Annotated in this window: 12 protein-coding genes; 7 read left to right on the top strand and 5 right to left on the bottom strand. The window is 68.0% G+C overall.

Annotation, left to right across the window (positions count from 1 at the left end; all coding sequences use genetic code 11):
- Positions 1 to 124 precede the first annotated feature (124 nt).
- Positions 125 to 3,148 (bottom strand): TonB-dependent receptor, encoded by a 3,024-nt coding sequence (locus QMZ26_RS13475; RefSeq protein WP_283221764.1) that lies wholly within the window; start codon positions 3,146 to 3,148, stop codon positions 125 to 127.
- Between the two features lie 51 nt (positions 3,149 to 3,199).
- The gene (locus QMZ26_RS13470; RefSeq protein ID WP_283221763.1) at positions 3,200 to 4,666 is read right to left on the bottom strand and encodes a transglutaminase-like domain-containing protein; all 1,467 of its coding nucleotides are present in this window, start codon (positions 4,664 to 4,666) and stop codon (positions 3,200 to 3,202) included.
- A gap of 131 nt (positions 4,667 to 4,797) precedes the next feature.
- On the opposite strand from QMZ26_RS13470, the gene QMZ26_RS13465 reads away from it, so the two are divergent.
- The 6 genes from QMZ26_RS13465 to QMZ26_RS13440 all read left to right on the top strand — a co-directional run bounded on the left by QMZ26_RS13465 (position 4,798) and on the right by QMZ26_RS13440 (position 11,078).
- Positions 4,798 to 6,237, top strand: a complete 1,440-nt coding sequence (locus QMZ26_RS13465) for an SH3 domain-containing protein (protein ID WP_283221762.1) — start codon at positions 4,798 to 4,800, stop codon at positions 6,235 to 6,237.
- Complete coding sequence (locus QMZ26_RS13460) at positions 6,234 to 7,328, top strand: dipeptide epimerase (RefSeq protein WP_108758616.1); 1,095 nt, start codon at positions 6,234 to 6,236, stop codon at positions 7,326 to 7,328. The genes QMZ26_RS13465 and QMZ26_RS13460 overlap by 4 nt, the downstream gene beginning before the upstream one ends.
- Positions 7,329 to 7,734: 406 nt before the next feature.
- Positions 7,735 to 8,583, top strand: coding sequence for a MurR/RpiR family transcriptional regulator (locus tag QMZ26_RS13455; RefSeq protein ID WP_108745785.1), 849 nt, complete (start codon positions 7,735 to 7,737; stop codon positions 8,581 to 8,583).
- Positions 8,584 to 8,598: 15 nt separating this feature from the next.
- Positions 8,599 to 9,360 carry a L,D-transpeptidase family protein gene (locus QMZ26_RS13450; protein ID WP_283221761.1) on the top strand — a complete coding sequence of 254 codons (762 nt, stop codon included), beginning with the start codon at positions 8,599 to 8,601 and terminating at the stop codon, positions 9,358 to 9,360.
- A complete protein-coding gene (locus QMZ26_RS13445) occupies positions 9,357 to 10,655 on the top strand; it encodes an amino acid permease (RefSeq protein ID WP_283221760.1) in 1,299 nt (432 codons plus the stop codon). Before QMZ26_RS13450 ends, QMZ26_RS13445 begins: the two co-directional genes overlap by 4 nt.
- A gap of 75 nt (positions 10,656 to 10,730) precedes the next feature.
- Positions 10,731 to 11,078, top strand: a complete 348-nt coding sequence (locus QMZ26_RS13440; protein ID WP_079220385.1) for a hypothetical protein — start codon at positions 10,731 to 10,733, stop codon at positions 11,076 to 11,078.
- A gap of 128 nt (positions 11,079 to 11,206) precedes the next feature.
- Here QMZ26_RS13440 and yiaA read toward each other — a convergent pair whose 3' ends face one another.
- Entirely contained in the window at positions 11,207 to 11,659 is a 453-nt protein-coding gene (gene yiaA / locus QMZ26_RS13435) for an inner membrane protein YiaA (RefSeq protein ID WP_108758612.1), read from the bottom strand.
- Between the two features lie 170 nt (positions 11,660 to 11,829).
- Between yiaA and QMZ26_RS13430 the strand changes: the two genes are divergently transcribed.
- Complete coding sequence (locus tag QMZ26_RS13430) at positions 11,830 to 13,008, top strand: PQQ-dependent sugar dehydrogenase (RefSeq protein WP_283221759.1); 1,179 nt, start codon at positions 11,830 to 11,832, stop codon at positions 13,006 to 13,008.
- Between the two features lie 72 nt (positions 13,009 to 13,080).
- Here the strand turns inward: QMZ26_RS13430 and QMZ26_RS13425 are convergent, their stop codons facing one another.
- Both QMZ26_RS13425 and QMZ26_RS13420 read right to left on the bottom strand, forming a co-directional pair.
- The gene (locus QMZ26_RS13425; RefSeq protein WP_283221758.1) at positions 13,081 to 13,650 is read right to left on the bottom strand and encodes a hypothetical protein; all 570 of its coding nucleotides are present in this window, start codon (positions 13,648 to 13,650) and stop codon (positions 13,081 to 13,083) included.
- A 154-nt stretch (positions 13,651 to 13,804) separates the two neighbouring features.
- A complete protein-coding gene (locus QMZ26_RS13420) occupies positions 13,805 to 15,979 on the bottom strand; it encodes a glycoside hydrolase family 3 N-terminal domain-containing protein (protein ID WP_283221757.1) in 2,175 nt (724 codons plus the stop codon).
- Between the last annotated feature and the right edge of the window lie 5 nt (positions 15,980 to 15,984).

Raw genomic sequence — 15,984 nt, 5'->3', positions numbered from 1 at the left:
AGCAAGCTCGACTCTACCGGGCTGCCGGCAACCCGCGAGAAGCAGTCGAGCAAGCTCGACTCTACCGGGCTGCCGGCGCCCCGCGAAAAGCAGTCGAGCAAGCTCGACTCTACCGGGCTGCCGGTCAGAAGTTCCACGTCACCACCAGCTGCGTGTAGCGCGGCGCCTGCCAGCGGGTGCCCGTGGCGAAAGTGGCTTCGCGGTACTGGCCCGGCTGTGCTTCATAGCGCTGGTGCACGTTGATGGTCTTCTGGTTGTTGGTCAGGTTGTACACCGACAGGCGGGCGCTGAGATCGATGCCCTCCACCGGCAGGCGCCAGGTCACGTTGGCCCCCATCGTCCAGGTCCACGGCAGGCGACCGAACGCGCCGCGCGGGCTGTACTCGAACTGGCGCTGGTCGTACGGCCCGGAGCAGTTGGCCACGCACAGCCAGCCGGTGCCGCCACCACTGCCTTCGCTGGAGGTGCTGCCGCCGGCGATGGTGTCGTTCGGCCACATCACGCCATAGGCGGTGATCGGGCCACCGGACTGCACCTGCAGCGTGGTGCCGAACGACCACTGCTTGTTCAGCGCATAGGCCGCGCGCAGCTTGATCTGGTGGCGGAAGTCGTTGAACAGCACGCCATAGCGCTCATTGGTGGCCGGGTGGTCCCAGTACTGCACCATGCCGGTGTCGCCGTAGTTGGTATCGGAGTTCACCGGGCCTTCGAAGTTGCCATCGCTGCGCGACCACAGGTAGGAGGCGTTGAGCATCCACTTCTCGTCCCAGGCGCGATCAATCTGGAATTCCAGGCCCTTGTAGGTGCGCTTGGGCTTGGAATAGCCGATGACCTCGCCGCTGCCGCCCTTGCGGTAGCCGCTGTTGGCGGTGTCGATGGTGATCCAGCCTTCGGTGGCGCAGCCGATGCTCTGGTCGCCCCACAGGGTCAGGCTCTCGCCGGGGTTGCCGATCGGCCACAGCGTGCTCGGCGTTGGGCCGCACGGGGTGTAGTTGATGCGGATGTCATCCAGCGCGCGGGTCATGCGCCGGTAGGTAGCGTTGACGCCCCACGACCAGGCGGCGTTGATCATGCTCTGGAAGCCAAGGATGTACTCGTCCTGGTAGACCGCCTTCAGGTCGCGGTCCACGCTCTGCCGCAGGTCGGCGCCACCGGTATTCATGCGGGTGTCGGTCGGCCCGATCTGCGCGCCGATGATCGGTGCCATGTACGCCGAACCGGTCGGCGAGGTCTTCTGCTCCCAGCCTTCCAGCACGTAGTAGCTGTACTCGTCGGTGAGGCCACCGGCGAAGTTGACGTTGATGTTGTTGGTGACCGGCAGGTAGTAGCGGCCCGCGTTGCCGAACAGCTTGGTGCTGCCATCGCCGCGCATGTCCCACGAGAAGCCCAGGCGCGGGGCGAACAGGTCGTCCATCCTGATGAACGCCTTGCCCTCGGCCGTGCGGTTCTCGAAACGGTCCCAGCGGATGCCCAGGTTGAGCATCAGGTTCGGGGTGATGTTCCAGATGTCTTCCAGGTAGAAGGCGTTGGCCTCGGTCTCGAACTTCCCGCCCGACTGGCGGTTGCGCGCACGCAGCATCTCGGTGACGCCGGCCGGCACAAAGGCGTTGGCACCGTCCCACACTTCATCGCCGGGCCGCGCCACATAGGCGGTGTAGCTCAGCGCACCCGCCCCGGGGTAGCGGGTGGACTGGTCAGTGGTCATCAGCTCGCGGTCGAGGCCGAAGCGCAGCAGGTGGTCGCCCAGCTGCCATTCGAAATCCAGGCGCGCCACATCGCGGGTGTCATCGCGCTCGGCCACGGCCGTGCCGGTGGGATGGCAGCCCGGACGCAGGCCCTGCAGCTTGCCCAGGCGCGGGCCGTAGGTGCTGTCGGTGAACACCGGGCTGCAGGCCTGGTCCAGCGACGAGTTGGTGAAGGCGCGCTGGTTGTTCTGGCCGACCATGGCGCGGGCGGTGAAGTTCTGCCCGAAGTGGCCGGTGTAGGTGGCCGACCAGTTGCGGCCGCCGGTCTCGGTGATGGAATCACCGCCCCAGGCACCGATGCGGTCGTCATCCCAGTCGTAGCCATACGACGCATTGGTGACATCGCCCTCATCGGAGAACGCCAGCAGCGCCAGGCTGTGGTTGTCGTTGATGTTCCAGTCCAGCTTGGTGCCCCAGAAGCCGTTGCCGGAATTGTTCTTGAACCAGGTGCTGCCATCGGACGAGGTGTTGTGGCCGCGGTCGTCGCGGTCTTCGTACATGGCGAACAGGAACAGCGTGTCCCTGATGATCGGGCCCGAGCCCCAGACGTTGGTCTTCAGGAACGAGTTGTTGTCACGGCTGCCATAGGAATGGGCGGTGCCGTCGCGATGGAAGTGGTCGCGTCCACTGGAGCGCCCGGCGCTGGGCTCGACGGTCACTTCCACGCCGCCCTCGAATTCGTTGCTGCCCGAGCGCGTCACCGCGTTGATGACGCCGCCGGTGGAGCGGCCGAATTCCACCGAGTAGCCACCGGTCTTGACCTGGAATTCGTTGAAGAAGGCGAACGGTGCGGTGCTGAAGCCACGCCGCGTGTACATGTCGGTGACGTTGAGGCCGTTGATGAACACCGCGTTCTCGGCCACCGATGAACCGGCAAAGGACAGGCCGCCGAACGAGGAGTTTCCGCCCACCACGCCCGGCGCCATCAGCGCCACCGCGGACAGATCCTGCGCCACCGGCAGCCGCGAGATTTCCTGGCGGTTGATGTTGAACGAGGTTTCGGTGGAATAGACGTCCACGCGGTTGACCACGCGCGTGCCGGTCACCTGCAGGGCATCGAGGTTGGTCACGCCGCCGGCGCTGGCCAGGTTGACGGTGGTGGTGCCGCCCACCGCCACGCTGACGGCCACCTGGTCACCCACGTTCTGGCCCTCGCGGCTGAGCTGCAGCTGGTAGTCGCCTACCGGCAGCTGGCCAAGGCGGTAGCTGCCATCGGCGCCGACGGTGACGGTGCGGGTCAGCCCGGTGCTGCTGCTGACCACGGTGACCTGGTCACCGGCCGTCGCCCGGCCGGCCACTGCGCCGCTCACGTTCTGCGCCATCGCCATGCCGGGCAGCATGATGCCCAGACACGCCCCGAGGGCGACGCACAACGCCGCCCGCTTGATGCTGTAAGCCTTCATCCCCTGCTCTCTCCTGCAAGAATTGAATGGTGTGGTGGTGGAGGTATCGCGCTAGCGTTGCCCGGCCGGCAGTACCCGCCACTGGAGGTCATAGCCCCATTGGTCGAAGTACAGATTGCCGCCCGCCCACTCGGCCTCGCCGCGCTGCGAGTCGACCGTTTCCGAGCGGTAATGCTGTTTGGCCGGCACGAACGGCTGGCCGAAATCATCGTTGAAGGCGATGCGGTAGCCATCGAGGCCACCCAGGTAGAAGTCGCGCAGCGCCGGCGTTTCGCTCGCCAGCGCGCCGGTGGTCACGTCCATCGGCAGCCATCCATACGGCGCCAGGTAGACCGCCCCCCAATCGTGCAGGTTGTTGTAGCCGCTGCCGTCGTCGGAGAACACCATGCCCGACTGCCAGCGTGCGGGAATGCCGTTCATGCGCAGCAGCGCGATCAGCAGCAGGGTCTGCTGCCCGCAGTCGGCATGGCCGGCGCGCAGGGCATGATCGCTGAGGTTGCTGAGAGTGGAGTATTCGCGGGCACCCGCCCACGGGATGCTGTCGACCGCGGCGTACAGCCTGCGCACCACTTCATACGGGCGCGTCTCGCCCTGCAGCACCTGCTCGGAAAACAGCTTGAGTGCCGGGGTGAAGCGCACATGCGGCAGCTGCTCGGCGAGGAACGGTTGCAGCGCCGGGTCAGCCGGCGTGGGCTGCACCTTGGCTGGATCGATCGAGGTATGCCGCGCGTAGAGGGTGACCGCGTAACGCACCTCGAAGTGTGTTGGCTGCCCCGCCACCGCCCGGGCTTCCATATAGGCGGTGCGCTGCAGGGTGCTGGCCGGGGCCACGCGCGCCTTGCCCGGCGTGCTGCCCAGCCATTGCACGCGTTCCTGCTGGCCGGGAATTTCGCGCGGGTACGGAATCCACGCGCGGATGGTTTCACCGGCCGGCACTGCATCGGCTTTCACCGTGAGCGACTGGGTAAAGGCAATGCGCTGCGGCAGCACCGAGGCCTGGCCCTGCTGCGCGGCGGCCGCAACCACGCGCGCGTGGTGCGCGTTGAGCACTTCGTTCGGGCCCGGCGCTGGCATCGGCGCATCGGCGCGGCGGCGGGCGCGCGCTTCATCGCTGAGCAGGAACAGGTTGGACGGCGCACGCTTGAAGTACCAGCGGGTGCCGTCGATATCCAGGTGTTCGATCAGGCCCAGCTGATCCCAGCGCGCGAACTCGGCATCGGTCAGGTCGGGAATCCAGCGGCGTACGGCGGTTTTCGCTGCGGCTTCGTCCAGGCTGAAGTCCAGGCGGATGCGGCGCATGCGTTCGCGCTGGTAGGCCGCCGTGGCGGGCAGGTCGCCGCGCGCCAGCAGATCTTCAGCGTCCGCGAAGTGGCCACTGTCGACCAGATCGATCAATCGCGTCTCGCCTGCACCTTGCGCCCGCACATCCTGCGCCGCCGCCGACGACGCCCACAGCAGCAGCACGGCACACAGGCCGGCAGCGGCAGGCAGACGCGGTTTGCGAACGACGGGATCCACGGCGACACTTCCCCAGCGCGGGTGGTAACGGCTGTGTAACACGGGCCGGGTAGTCGGTCAATAATTTATTCTTGCTTTCGCGGCCGAAAGGAATAAGTATTCCCGGAGGCATTGAGGAGGGTGTGCAGCGCATGATCCTGGCTTCCCGCGAACCGCGCCGGCACTGGCCGCGCCGCTTCACCCTGGCCCTGTGCCTGCTGGCCGCACCGGCCTTTGCGCAGGCACCCCGCGCACCTGATCCCGGCGCGCCGCTGCCCTACGTCATTGGCCTGCACGAGGCCTACCTGACCCCGCAGTACTGGGCCGCGCGGCTGGACAACGCCGATACCCCGATCCTCGACCGCACGCAGATCAATGCGCAGAACGCGCGCATGCGCACGCAGGACGCGCACATCCAGGACATCGCCGCCCTGCCCGCACAGCTGACCGCCGCGCAGGTGCGCGCCAGCATCAGCGCGCTGTCGGCCTGGCCGACACGGGCCCTGTACGACGACCAGGGCCAGCCCATCGCGGCAGCGCTGCGCGCGTCGATCGAGGCCAACCTCGGCGTGGCGGCCATCGCCGCACCGGTGGCGCCGCAGTACGGCCTGGTGGTGAAGCGTGCGGCATTGCGCACCTTCCCGACCCGCCAGCGCGTCTTCAGTGCTGCGGGTGATACCGATATCGACCGCTTCCAGGAATCGGCGCTGTTCCCCGGTGACAAAGTGGCCGTGGTCCACCGCAGCGCCGATGGCCGCTGGCTGTTCGTGCACAGCGAACGCTACAGCGCGTGGATCGAAGCCGAGTCGGTAGCCACCGGCGAGAAAGCCAGCGTGCTCGGCTACGGCGCGCAGGGCCCCTACCGCATCGTGACCGGCGCAGTGGCGCATACCGCGTTCACCCCGGAGGAGCCGCGCGTGTCGCGCCTGCAGCTGGACATGGGCGTGCGCCTGCCGGTGCTGGCCGACTGGCCCGCCGCCACCCCGGTCAACGGCCAGCAGGCACATGCCGCCTGGGTGGTGCAGCTGCCGGTACGCGAGGCCGATGGCCAGCTGAAGCTGGTGCCCGCGCTGCTGCCGCGTTCGCAGGACACTGCCGGCGAGTACCTGGCGCTGACCCCGCGCCTGCTGCTGCAGCAGGCCTTCAAGTTCCTCGGCGAACGCTACGGCTGGGGCCACGACTACGACACCCGCGACTGCAGTGGGTTCGTGTCCGAGATCTACCGCAGCTTCGGCGTGCTGCTGCCGCGCAATACCAGTGCCCAAGCGGTCAGCCCGGCGCTGGACCGCCTGCCGTTCACCGAGAAGGCCGGCAAGGCCGCGCGCGACCGCGCCGTGAGCGCGCTGCAGGTCGGCGACCTGGTCTACATCCCCGGCCACGTGATGATGGCCATCGGCCACGTCGACGGCCGCACCTGGGTCATCCACGATACGGCGGGCGGCAGCTGGTCCGGTGCCGACGGCACGCGCGTGCAGGCTCATCTCAATGGTGTCTCGGTCACCCCGCTGGAGCCGATGATGGCCAGCGATACTGTCCGCTACATCGACCGCATCACCAACATCCAGCGCCTGCGGGCGAAGACTGCCGAATGAAGATCACCGCCATCGAACTGGGCATGCTGCGCGTGCCGCTGAAAACACCGTTCAAGACCGCCCTGCGCACGGTGGAAACCGTGGAAGACGTGGTGGTGCTGATCCGCACCGACACCGGCAACACCGGCTACGGCGAAGCGCCGGCCACCGCAGTCATCACCGGTGATACGCACGGCTCGATCATCGAGGCGATCCGCCACTTCATCGCCCCGCGCCTGGTCGGGCAGGACGTGGTGAACCTCAACCACCTGTGCACGCTGGTGCAGACCGCCATGGAGCGCAACACCAGCGCCAAGGCGGCGGTGGAAATCGCCCTGTACGACCTGTGGGCGCAGCTGCATGGCGCGCCGCTGTACCAGATGCTGGGCGGTGGCGATCCGGTCATCACCACCGACATCACCATCAGCGTGGACTACATCGACAAGATGGTGGCCGATTCGCTGTCGGCCATCGAGCGTGGCTTCGAGTCGCTGAAGATCAAGGTGGGCAAGGACATCGGCCTGGACATCGAGCGGGTCAAGGCCATCCATGCCGCCGTGCAGGGCCGTGCGCTGCTGCGCCTGGACGCCAACCAGGGCTGGACCGCCAAGCAGGCCGTGCATGCCATGCGCACGCTGGAGGAAGCCGGCGTGGTGCTGGAACTGCTGGAGCAGCCGGTGAAGGCCGCCGACATCAGCGGCCTGAAGTACGTGACTGATCGGGTCAACACGCCGGTGATGGCCGACGAAAGCGTGTTCAGCCCGAGCCAGGTGATGGACCTGATCCAGCAGCGCGCGGCCGACATCATCAACATCAAGCTGATGAAGACCGGCGGGCTGTCCAACGCGATCCGCATTGCCGACATCGCCGGCATCTACGGCGTGCCGTGCATGATCGGCTGCATGATCGAATCGAGCATCAGCGTGGCGGCCGCAGTACACCTGGCCGTGGCCAAGAGCGATGTGATCACCAAGGTCGACCTCGATGGCCCCTCGCTGGGCCAGTTCGACCCGGTCAGCGGCGGTGTACATTTCAACGAATCGGAGATCAGCATCAGCGACGTACCGGGGCTGGGCATCACCGAAGTGCGTGGACTGGAGATGCTGGGTTGATTTCTGCCTTTCGGCTGACGTTGCGTGCCACTGACGTTGGGTCGCGCGTTACTTTTCTTTTCGCGAAAAGAAAAGTAACCAAAAGAAACGCTCCGCCATCCGCGAGCCGACGTGCTGCGCACGCCGGTACCCTGCGCTCCTCGGTCCGTCGAGGGACGGCGCGGAACTCGCTGCGCTCAGACACCCGCGCCTCTTCGCCCTCGCCGGACCTGCGGTGCTCGGCTCGCTACAAGGCGGACTCAACGTCCAATGCAACAGCTGCACCCGGTAGATCCACGCCATGCGTGGATGCACCTGCTTCTGCTCCACCCCGTAACCCCTTCGCGGCTGGCACCCGCGCGACCCACCGCATAATCCGCTCTACGCTGCCAACCGCAACGCAATTGCAGACCCCCGGACGCCCCGCATGCCGCCCCTGCTGAAAATCCGAACCGAGCGCGGGCAGATGTCGGCCATCGAACGCCGCATCGCCGATTTCATCCTCGACAACGCCCACCTGCTGCGCGACTACTCCTCCCAGCAGCTGGCCAGCGCGCTGGGCATCAGCCAGTCCAGCGTGGTCAAGTTCAGCCAGAAGCTGGGCTTCAAGGGCTACCCGGACCTGAAGTATTCCATCGGCCAGGACGTGGCCCGCGCCGGCGCCGACCCGCAGCAGGCCCCCAGCGAACCGGACAACGGCGATCACTACCTGCGCCTGGGCGATGCCCTCCGCCGCAGCAAGGCCCAGGCCGAGGAGGAAACCCGCCAGGCCAACCCGCGCGAGGAGATCGAACGCATCGTGCAGCTGCTGGACGGCGCGCCGAAGCTGTTCGTGTACGGGCTGGGCGATGACGGCCTGTTCGCGCGCGAGTTCGCCATGCGGCTGTCGCTGCTCGGCCTGCTGGTGGTACCGCACACCGATCCGGTCCTGCTGCTGGCCAACCTGTCGGCCGCGCGCCCCCGCGATGCCCTGCTGGTGTTCTCCGAGTACGGCAATCTGCCGCAGCTCTCGCAGCTGTCGCGGCAGTTCCAGAACATGGGCGGCAAGGTGGTGTCGATCACCCGCCACACCGCCAACCCGCTGCGCGCGCACGCCGATGCGTCGCTGGTGGTGTGTGCCTACGACCGCACGCCGCAGGTGGCGCAGCTGCTGTACCGTAGCGCCATGCATGCCCTGCTCGATTTCCTGTTCGTGCTGCTCTGCCACGCCAATCCAGATCGCCAGCGGCAACTGGCGGTGAACCTGGAACGCATTGACCACCTGCTCGATTCCTGACCGGAGCGCCTGCTGATGAAGCCGCTGTCCCGCCTTGTCACCGCTGCGCTGCTGCTGGCCGCGTCGCTGTCCCTCCACGCTGCGCCGCTGGATGGCGCGCGGCAGTTGATCGTGGTCACCAGCGAGGGCTGGGACAGCACCCAGGGCCAGCTGCAGGCGTTCGTGCGCGACGGCAAGGGCTGGCGCGCACAGGGCACGGCCTTCCCGGTGGCGCTGGGCCGCAGCGGCAGCGCCTGGGGCCTGGGCCTGCACCCGGCGCAGGGCGATGGCCCGCAGAAGCAGGAAGGCGATGGCCGCAGCCCGGCCGGGGTATTCGCCCTGGGCAGCGCGTTCGGCTATGCCGGCACACGCCCGCATACCGCAATGCCCTACCAGCCCATGCTCGACAGCAGCTACTGCATGGACGTGCCGGCCTCGCCGTTCTACAACCGCATCGTCGATGCGGCCAAGGTCGGCCGCGCGGCCGTGCAGGGGTCCACCGAACCGATGCGGCTGGACCTGCACGACAAGGGCGACGTGCGCTACCAGGAAGGCTTCGTGATCGCGCACAACTCGCAGAACCACCCCGGCAAGGGCAGCTGCATCTTCGCCCACCTGTGGCGCCAGCCCGGTGAGGCCACCGCCGGCTGCACGGCCATGCCGCAGGCACGCATGCAGGCGCTGCTGGACTGGCTGCGGCCGCAGGACACGCCGCGCTTCGTGCTGTTGCCACGCGCCGAGTACACGCGCCTGCAGGCGCAGTGGCAGCTGCCCGCGCTCGCCGGAGCCAGCCAGTGAGCGCCCAGGACGAACCGCAGCTGCAGCGCGCGGTCAGCCGCTGGCAGATCGTCGGCCTGTCCATCAACGATGTGGTCGGCAGCGGCATCTACCTGCTGCCCGCCGCCACCGTCGCCCTGCTCGGCCCCTTCAGCCTGTGGGGCGTGGTCGCCGCCGGCATCGTCGTGGCCCTGCTGGTGTTGTGCTACGCGCAGGCCGCCAGCTACTTCGATGAACCCGGCGGCAGCTACCTGTACGCGCGCGAAGCGTTCGGCCGCTTCGCCGGTTTCGAGATCGGCTGGATGATCTGGCTGACCCGCATCAGTTCGGCCGCGGCGCTCAGCAATGCACTGGCCGATGCCGTCGCGCGGTTCTGGCCGTGGGCCGGTGCCGGCATGGGCCGCATCGCGGTCATCGTGCTCTCGCTGGGCTTCCTCACCGGGGTCAACATCATCGGCGTGCGCTCGGCGGCGCGTACCGGCATCGTGCTGGTCATCGGCAAGATGCTGCCGCTGCTGCTGTTCGTGGCCATCGGCGCGTTCTACATCGACCCGAAGCTGGCGTTCTCCGGCCAGCGCCCGGACCCGCACGACCTGCAGCGCATGGGCGAAGCCGCGTTGCTGCTGCTGTACGCCTACGCCGGTTTCGAGAACATCCCGGCCGCCGCCGGTGAATACCGCAACCCGCGCCGCGACATCCCGTTCGCGCTGATCACCATGATCGTCACCGTCACGGTCATCTACGGCGCGGTGCAGCTGGTGGCGCAGGGCACGCTGGCCGGCCTGGCCAGTTCGGCCACGCCCCTGGCCGATGCCGCCGCCGGTTTCGGTGGCGAGGCGCTGGCGCTGATCCTCACCGTCGGCGCGACCATCTCCATCCTCGGCACCAACAGCAACACGATGATGATGGGCCCGCGCTTCCTGTTCGCCCTCGCCCGCGATGGCTACGGCCCGAAGGTGCTGGCGCAGGTGCATCCGCGCTTCCGCACGCCGGCCGCGGCAATCTTCTGCCAGGGGCTGATCGCGCTGGGCCTGGCCCTGACCGGCTCGTTCGTGCAGCTGGCCCTGCTGTCGATGACCACGCGCCTGTTTGCCTACATCGGTACGGCGGCGGCGGTGCTGGTGCTGGCCAAGCGCTATGCCGACCGGCCCGGCGCATTGAAGCTGCCCGGCGGTCCGCTCATTCCGGTGCTGGCACTGCTGCTGTGCGTGGCGCTGTTCGCCAGTGCCAGCTGGCAGAACATCGCCGCTGCGCTGGTCGCCTTCGCCATCGGTGCGGTGATCTACCTGCTGCCGCGCAAGGCCGACGCGACCTGATCTTCACGCAACCGGCCCGGGCGGTTAACCGCCGCACGGGCACCATCAGGCTTCGTCCACCACGGAGCCCGACCGATGAGCCCCGATTACCAGATTCCCGGCCGCGTGCCGGATGACAGCACCCCGCGCGAAACCATTTCCGACTACTGGCGCGACCGCTACAGCGCCGAGCCCTATTACGACGCCAGCCTGCTGTTCGATGACTACGAGCCCGCCTACCAGGTCGGCCATGCGGCGCGCTTCCACGAGACCCGCGCCGACCAGGTGATCCGCGCCTACGAAGAAGTGGAGCGTGAGCTGGAATCGCGCTGGGCCAGCGATCGTGGCCGCAGCCGCCTGGAGTGGGAACAGGCCCGCGCGGCAGTGCGCCGTGGCTGGGATGAGGCGAACACGGTGGACCCGCGCCTGGGGCGCCTGGGCTGAACCACCGCGCCACTGTAGAGCCGAGCCCATGCTCGGCTGCGTCTACCTTTGCGGCCTGAGCCGAGCGTGGGCTCGGCTCTACAATTCCAGCATGAGCCGAGCATGGGTTCGGCTCTACAGAACTGCGGTCAGTCCTGTTCCGGCAGCGGCGGCATGGCCACCTTGCGCGCCGGTTCACCGCCATTGGCGGCAATCAGGTCGCGGGTGTTCTTCTGCACCGCCACCGCACCAAACAGCGACAGCGCGAACGCCATCCCGTAGAAGCCCTTCTCGCTCAGGGCCAGCGTCGCGTTCCACAGGCCGACCAGCAGCAACAGCAGCGAGGCCAGCAGGGCAAACCAGCACAGCGCGTAGTAGAGGCCACTGACCGGAATGTCTTCCACCCGGTCGCGCACGCTCTTCTGCAGCGACACCGCCGCGAACAGGCCGAACAGCAGCAGGGTCAGGTAGTAGCCCTTCTCGTTCAGGGCCATCTCGGCATTGAACAGGCCGATCAGGTAGGCCACCGCGCCCAGCAACAGGGCCACCCAGGAGGCGGCGATGAACGCGGGCGAAGGCTTGGAGACGACGGTCGGATGCATTGCGGTTCCTTGGCGGGCAACGGGCACGCTTTGCCCGGATGGCCCACCGTAGTCGATCAGCCGCGCGCCGCACGGGGGGGGGGCCAGCAGGACCTTTGGACCACGCCCCGTGCAACCGCAGTGGTGTACAACGGGGCTTGGCCATCCGCATCCCCACCCTGGAGATACCCATGACCCCTCTTTCACACCGTGTGCCCCTGCTGCTCGCCATGGGCCTGCTGCCCATCCTCGCCACCACCGCCTGCAGTGCCGCCGGTCCAGACACGACAACCGCTGCGCAGGCCACGCCTGCAGCGACCAGCGCCGACCAGCGCCCGTTCACCGCCGCCGAGGTCAGCCGCTTCGACCAGCCGTGGGCGATGACCTTCCTGCCCGATGGCAGCCTGCTGGTCACCGAAAAGCGCGGCAAGCTGCAGCACCTGGACCTGGCCAGCGGCCAGAAGCATGAGATCACCGGTGTGCCGAAGGTCGCCTACGGCGGCCAGGGCGGCTTCGGCGATGTCATCCTGCACCCCGATTTCGCCCGCAACAACGTGGTGTATGTCAGCTACGCCGAAGAAGGCACGCTCGATACCCGCGGCGCCGCCGTGGCGCGTGCCACCCTGGCGCTGAACGCCGATGGCGGCGGTGCGCTGAAGGATCTGAAGGTGATCTGGCGGCAGACGCCCAAGGTCAGCGGCCAAGGCCACTACGGCCACCGCCTCGCCTTCGGCCCGGACGGCAAGCTGTGGATCAGTTCCAGCGAGCGGCAGAAGTTTGATCCGGCCCAGGACATGAGCGGCAACCTCGGCAAGATCATCCGCCTCAATGACGATGGCAGCGTGCCGGCGGACAATCCGTTCGCCTCGCAGGGCGGCGTCGCCGCCCAGGTCTGGTCGCTGGGCCACCGCAACGTGCTGGGTATCGCCTTCGACGCCAACGGCAAGCTGTGGGCGCAGGAAATGGGCCCGGCCGGCGGCGACGAACTGAACCTGATCCAGCGCGGTGCCAACTATGGCTACCCGATCGTCTCCAACGGCGACCACTACGATGGTCGCCCGATTCCCGACCACGACACCCGTCCGGAATTCGCCGCACCGAAGGTCACCTGGAACCCGGTGATCTCGCCGGCCGGCCTGATGTTCTACAGCGGCACCCTGTTCCCGCAGTGGAAGGGCAGCGCCTTCATCGGCGGCCTGTCGTCCACCTCGCTGGTGCGGGTGGCCTTCGATGGCGAGAACGCGCGCGAAGCCGAGCGCTTCAACATGGGCGAGCGCATCCGCGAAGTGGAACAGGGCCCCGATGGCGCGCTGTGGCTGCTGGAAGACGGCAGCAAGGCCCGCCTGCTGAAGCTCACCCCGAAGGCCTGACGCCGGTAGTGCCGGCCGCTGGCCAGCATTGCGTTGATGAAACGGCCCCGCATCATGCGGGGCCGTTCGCGTTTACTGGATGGTGCCGACCTTCACCTCGGTGCGGGCGCAGGCCTTGTCCAGGCACTCGCCGGTCAGCCATACCTGGCCATCGCCGATCATCACGCCCTGCTGGTTGACGAAGACCTTGCTGAACTCCTGCCCGGACATCGCCTTGACCACCGCCGGGGTGATGATCTTTTCGTAGTTGCGCTGGAACTCGCCCGGGCCGGTGATCTTCTTGCCACCGGCGATGTTCAGCGGGAAGCGCACTTCCTCCACCACCGCGGCACGGTCGCCGCCGACCACGGCGGTCTTGAATGCGTTGAACACCTTCTCGTACTGCGCGGCATCGCCCAGCACGCTGTCGATGCGCGCGCGCGCATCACCTTCATCGGCGGCGGCGGGTGCCGGGGTCTCGCTGGCGTGTTCGGCAGCCGCCTGCGGCGCTGCAGCCGGGTCAGGCGTGGTGCTCGCCGCGGCTTCGGCCGGCGTGGAGCCGGTCATCGGTGGCGGTGCATCCGCCGCGGGCTCGGCCGGCGGTGCCGGCTGCGAACAGGCGGCCAGCAGCAGGGCCGGAATCAGGAAAGCAATCTTGCGCATGCGCGGGCTCCATCGAATGAATGCCCCGATGGTAGCGCCGGGCCATGCCCGGCGTGTTTGCCATGGGTGAGGACGCCGGGCATGGCCCGGCGCCTCACTGCCAGTAGATCCACGCCATGCGTGGATGCTCCACCGGTGGTTCCGGCCGGTGCGGTCAGCCCTTCAGCAGCTCGAACTGCACCGCTTCGCCAGCGGCCGACGAGGCGCACACCCACACGTCGAACTGGCCCGGCTCGGCACGCAGCACGCCGTCGCGGCCGGTGAATGCCAGCTGCTCGCGGGTCAGAGTGAAGTTCACATCGATCGACTCGCCCGGCTGCAGGGCGACCTTGCGGAAGTCCTTCAGCTCGCGCACCGGCCGCACGCGGCTGGCCACGCGGTCGTGGATGTACAGCTGCACCACTTCCTCACCGGCCACGGCGCTGGTGTTGGTCAGCGTAGTGGTCACGGTCAGGGTGTCGTCCCAGCCCAGCTGGGCCGCGCTCAGCTGCGGCACGCCGTAGGCGAAGGTCGCGTAGCCGATGCCGTGGCCGAACGGGTACAGCGGCTCGTTCGGAATCTCGCGCCAGCGCGCCTTGAACTCCGACATGGTCGGCAGTTCCGGGCGGCCGGTACGCGGGTGGTTGTAGAAGTACGGCTGCTGGCCGGACACCTGCGGGAAGCTGACCGGCAGGCGGCCGGACGGGCTGTAATCGCCGAACAGCACATCGGCCACGGCATGGCCGGTCTGCGTGCCCAGGTACCAGGTGACCGCCACGGCATGCGCGTTGCGCACCGCGCCCTGCAGGGCCAGCGCGCGACCGTTGCGCAGCAACACCACCAGCGGCTTGCCGGTCATCGCCACGGCCTCGGCCAGCGCCTGCTGTGCCGGCGGCAGGGTGATTTCCACGCGCGACTGCGCTTCGCCGCTGTAACGCTGCGGTTCGCCCAGTGCCAGCACCACCACGTCGGCGCGCAGTGCAGCGGCCACGGCCGCTTCGGTGCCACCCGGAATCGCCGCTTCCAGCTCGCTGCCCGGCACGACTTCCAGCAGCGCTTCATCGCCGATGGCCGCGCGCACGCCGGTTTCAAGATCCACATAGCGCTGCTTGTCGCCGAACAGGGTCCAGCAGCCTTCGATGTTCTCGCGGTCCTGCACGAACGGGCCGATCAGGGCGATCTTCTGCCCAGTCTTCTGCAGCGGCAGCACGTTGTCGCGGTTGTTCAGCAGCACGATCGAACGGCGCGCGGCATCGCGCGACAGCTCGTCATGGGCAGCAATGTGCGAGGTGTCCGCTTCGCGCGCCGGGTCCAGCGAGCGGTACGGGTCGTCGAACAGGCCGATGGTTTCCTTCAGCCACAGGATGCGGCGCACGCCTTCATCCAGCACGGCCATCGGCACGTCGCCGCTCTCGACCAGGCCCGGCAGGTGTTCGGCATAGAAGCCGCTCTGCATGCTCAGGTCCAGGCCGGCGGTGAAGGCCTTGGCGGTGGCGTCGCGGTCGTCGGCGGCATAACCGTGCGCGACCAGTTCCATGTCGGCGGTGTAATCGGAGATGACCACGCCCGGGAACTTCCACTCACCGCGCAGGATGTCGGTCAGCAGTTCGGCGTTGGCGCTGGCCGGCACGCCGTTGATGTCGTTGAACGAGGACATCACGGTGATCGCGCCGGCGTCGAACGCGGCCTTGAACGGCGGCAGGTGCACGTCGCGCAGGGTCTGCGGCGAGATGTCCACCATGTTGTATTCCATGCCGGCCATCACCGCGCCGTAGGCGGCGAAGTGCTTGGGCGTAGCCAGCAGCGAATCGGCCGCGCGCAGGTCGCCGCCCTGGAAACCGCGCACGCGGGCAGCAGCAAAGGCGCAGCCCAGCACCACGTCCTCACCGGCACCTTCGGCGCCACGGCCCCAGCGCTGGTCGCGGGCGATGTCCACCGCCGGTGCGTAGGTCCAGTGCAGGCCGGCGGCGGTCGCCTCGACGGCGGTGGCACGAGCGGTGCGCTCGGCCAGGTCCGGCTCGAAGCTGGCAGCTTCGCCCAGCGGGATCGGGAACACGGTACGCATGCCGTGGATGACGTCGGCGGCCAGGATGACCGGGATGCCCAGGCGGCTTTCCTCGGTGGCGACCTGCTGGATGCGGCGGCCCAGCTCGGCGCCCACGCCGTTGAACAGCGAGCCGACCTTGCCTTCGCGCACCTGCTGCAGCACCTGGTCGGCGTTGCGCACGTTGGCTTCCGGGTTCACGTCCGGGGCAAACGGGCGGACCATGTCCGCGAAGACACCCAGCTGGCCGACCTTTTCCTCGACGGTCATCTGGGCAATGAGGGATTCGATGCGATCGGAGGCCACCAGCT

Source organism: Stenotrophomonas sp. PFBMAA-4, assembly GCF_030053215.1.
Lineage (GTDB): Bacteria > Pseudomonadota > Gammaproteobacteria > Xanthomonadales > Xanthomonadaceae > Stenotrophomonas.
This window is presented reverse-complemented; position numbering and strand designations above follow the sequence as displayed.